The sequence below is a fragment of the Actinomycetes bacterium genome (assembly GCA_036510875.1).
In the GTDB taxonomy this organism is placed as follows: domain Bacteria; phylum Actinomycetota; class Actinomycetes; order Prado026; family Prado026; genus DATCDE01.
This window is the reverse complement of record DATCDE010000256.1, coordinates 1-3,364: the sequence shown is the minus strand read 5'-3', so window position 1 is coordinate 3,364 and position 3,364 is coordinate 1. Positions and strand designations below refer to the sequence as shown.

General features: G+C 77.4%; 4 protein-coding genes. 1 reads left to right on the top strand and 3 read right to left on the bottom strand.

Annotated features, from left to right (window positions below; all coding sequences use genetic code 11):
• Both VIM19_14980 and VIM19_14975 read right to left on the bottom strand, forming a co-directional pair.
• The coding region (locus VIM19_14980; GenBank protein HEY5186167.1) for a DNA-3-methyladenine glycosylase 2 family protein at positions 1–472 on the bottom strand (472 nt) is incomplete at its 3' end.
• Between the two features lie 2 nt (positions 473–474).
• The gene (locus tag VIM19_14975) at positions 475–1,554 is read right to left on the bottom strand and encodes an NDP-sugar synthase (GenBank protein HEY5186166.1); all 1,080 of its coding nucleotides are present in this window, start codon (positions 1,552–1,554) and stop codon (positions 475–477) included.
• Positions 1,555–1,594: 40 nt separating this feature from the next.
• On the opposite strand from VIM19_14975, the gene VIM19_14970 reads away from it, so the two are divergent.
• Entirely contained in the window at positions 1,595–2,323 is a 729-nt protein-coding gene (locus VIM19_14970) for a TIGR03089 family protein (GenBank protein ID HEY5186165.1), read from the top strand.
• Here the strand turns inward: VIM19_14970 and VIM19_14965 are convergent.
• Positions 2,313–3,364, bottom strand: a 1,052-nt coding sequence (locus tag VIM19_14965; protein ID HEY5186164.1) for a cell wall-binding repeat-containing protein, incomplete at its 5' end; no start/stop codon positions are given. The genes VIM19_14970 and VIM19_14965 overlap by 11 nt on opposite strands.

Below are 3,364 nucleotides of genomic sequence, written 5' to 3'. Positions count from 1 at the left end.
TGCCGTACCGCCGCAGCAGCCGCTGCCAGGCCTGCCGGGCCTCTCCCCCGGTGACCTTCTGCTCGAGCACGGTGAGCACGAGCGTCTCCAGCACCGGGGGGCTGCGCGGGACCCGCCAGCCACGGTGCCGCCGCCAGGCCGCCCGCAGCAGCGGGTGCTCGGGCTCGAACGCCTCGGCCGTGACGTCGTCGGCCCCCAGCAGCGCGGGCAACGTGTCCAGCAGCCACGGCGCGCCAGGACCCCATGCCGTCCCGACCACCTCGCCCGCCGCCGGGTCGAGGGCGAGGTGCAGCGTGCCCGGCCCGTCGGGGGTGCGCGCCGCGCGCCAGACCTCGCGCGCCCCGACCCGCCACAAGGGGTCGACGGGACCCCGGCGCAGCGGCCCCAGCGTGGCGACCAGGTCCACCGGCCGCCCCGGGACCCAGACCCGCCGCAACGGGTCCGCCCGGGCCACCGCCCGCTCGGCCACCACGGTCAGCTCGTCTGGTCGCTCGACATCCGCACGGCGCGCTCGCCCAGCACCGCGTCGACCCAGACCCGCGACCCCGGCGGCAGTTCGCACCGCGCGCCGACGCGGGCGCCGTCCCCCACCACGACGCAGTCGAGCACGGCGCCGGCGCCGACGACGGCGCCGGTCCCGACCACGCTGTTCCGGACGACGGCACCCGCCTCGACGACCACGTCGTCCCCGAGCACCGACCCGTCGACGACGGCACCGGAGGCCACCGCCGCGCCGTGGCCGAGCGTGCTGCCGCCGCCCACCTGCGCCCCGTCGTCGACCCGGCTGCCGGGCAGCCGAAGCGACTCACCCGTGGGCCCGGGCAGCGCCGACGAACGCACCCGGCCCAGCACCAGGTCCCGGGAGCCGGTCACGAAGTCGGCCGGTTGGCCCAGGTCGAGCCAGTAGGCCGGGTCGACGTGGCCGAGGACCTGCGCCCCGACGGCCAGCAGCCCGGGGAAGGTCTCCCGCTCCACCGAGACCGGCCGCCCCTGCGGGATGCCGTCGACCACCGAGCGCCGGAACACGTAGCAGCCGGCATTGATCTGGTCGGTCACCGGCTCGGGCATCTTCTCCAGGAACGCGGTGACCCGGCCGTCGACGTCGGTCGGCACGCAGCCGTAGGCACGGGCGTCCTCGACCTTGGTGAGGTACAGGGTCACGTCGGCCCCGCGCTGCTGGTGCAGGGCCACCTGCGCGCCGATGTCGTGGCCGGACAGGACGTCGCCGTTGAGGATGACCACCGGGTCGTCCGGGCCGCCGCGCAGCCGGTCGGCGACGTTGCGGATCCCGCCTCCGGTGCCGAGCGGGACGTCCTCGGTGACGTACTCCAGCTCGATGCCCCACCGGCTGCCGTCGCCCAGGAAACCCTCGAAGACCTCGGCCCGGTACCACGTCGCGAGCACGACGTGGGTGACGCCGGCGTCGCGCAGCCGGGCCAGCTGGTGGACGATGAACGGGACGCCGGCCACGGGCAGCATCGGCTTGGGCGTGGTCACCGTCAGCGGGCGCAGCCGGGTTCCCTTGCCGCCCACGAGCAGGATGGCGTCGGTCATGGCGGCTGACCCTATCCGCTGCCCCCCTAGGCTGAGCCGGATGGACCACCCCGCCGCCCTGCTCGACGCCGCGCTGCGCCGGGACGCCGCCCGACCGCTGGTCACCTTCTACGACGACGCGACCGGTGAGCGGGTCGAGCTGTCCGTGACCTCGTTCGCCAACTGGGTCGCCAAGACCGCGAACCTGGTGGTCGACGGCCTCGGCCTGCAGCCCGGTGAGGTGCTGGCCCTCGACCTGCCGCGGCACTGGCTCGGGGCGGTGTGGGCGGTGGCCGCCTGGTCGGCTGGCCTGGTCGTGGCGCCCGGCGGAGACCCGGCGTCGTGCGCTGTCGCCGTCACCGGCCCGGACGGCGTCGAGGCCCACCGAGCCGCCCCGGAGCTGGTCGTGGTGTCGCTGCGGCCCCTCGGCGCCCCGCTCCCCGAGGGGGCGCTGCCGGCCGGCGTGCTCGACTACGCCCGCGAGGTCCCCCTGCACGGCGACCGCTTCGCGGGGGGCCCGCTGGACCCGGCCGCACCCGCGCTGACCGTGGGCGGCACGGATCGTTCGGCGGCCGAGGTCGTCGAGCTGGCCAGGGCCACAGCCGCGCGCTGGGGGGTGCAGCCGCAGGGCCGCCTGCTGGTGGCCGGGGCGCTGCCGCAGCCCGACGACCTGCTGGCCGCCACCGCGGTACCGCTCGCGCTGGACGCGTCGGTGGTGCTGTGCGCCCACGCCGCCACGGACCGGCTGGCGGACCGGGCCGTCAGCGAGCGGGTGACCGCTAGCGTGTGACCGCGGCGGCCGCCGCCCGGGCACTCAGGTCGGAGACCGCGCCGGTCCCGCCCAGGACGGTCACCGTGCCGACCGCCGGGTGGTCGGTCAGCCAGGTCCGCGAGGACGCGGTCAGCGCCGACGGCGCGGTGAGCAGGATGATCCGGCCAAGGACGCCGCCGGGCAGCGAGTCGACCAGGTTCGCCGGCGCCCCCGACGCCAGTGCCACCTCAGCCGGGTCCACCTGGCCGGCGAAGGTGTCCGCGAGCAGGGCGGACAGTGCGTAGACACCGGGCGCCTGCAGCACCGTGGGCGCCGGCAGGCTCGTCGCTGCCGCCGAGGGGACGCCGCCCACGACGTAGGTGGAGCGCACCCCGAGCGCGGCCATCGCCTGCGTGGTCGCGGCCGGCACCGCCCCCGGCCCGGTGAGCAGCACCGGCAGGGACAGCGCGGCGGCCGGGCCACCGGCGAGCAGCGCCGCCAGCAGCTGGTCGTCGGCGCCGGGCGCCACGACCGCCGTGCCAGCGCCGGCACCGACCTGCCGGGCGATCGCCGCGGCGGTGGCGTACCGGTCCGCGCCGGCCAGCCGCACGACCCGGATGCCGGCGTTCGTGAGCTGGGCGGCCACGGCCGATCCGACGGCCGCGGTCCCCCCGACCAGGCAGGCGGTGGCGGGCGCCCGGCGGGTGACCTCGGCGGCGACCGAGGTGGGCAGCCCGCCCACCTGGGTGAGCAGCACGGGGGCCTGCAGGGAGCGGCCGAGCGGGGCGGCGACCAGCCCGTCGACGAGGTGGGCGTCCTCACCGGAGGCGATCACCACGGCGCTGGACGTCGGGTAGGCGGCCTGCCCGATGGCGACACTGGTGGCGTACCGGTCCGTCCCGCCGAGCCGGCGCGCGGGGCAGCCGGCGCTGTCCGGCTGGCAGCCGGTCGCCGCGGTGCCGGTGCTGCCCGTGTAGAACGACGTCTGCGCGAGCGCCCCCGGCCAGCCCAGCGAGATGTGGATGTGGTCGATGTGCCGGTCGCCGGCGGGTGCGGTGTGCCGGGTCAGGTCGTACGCCC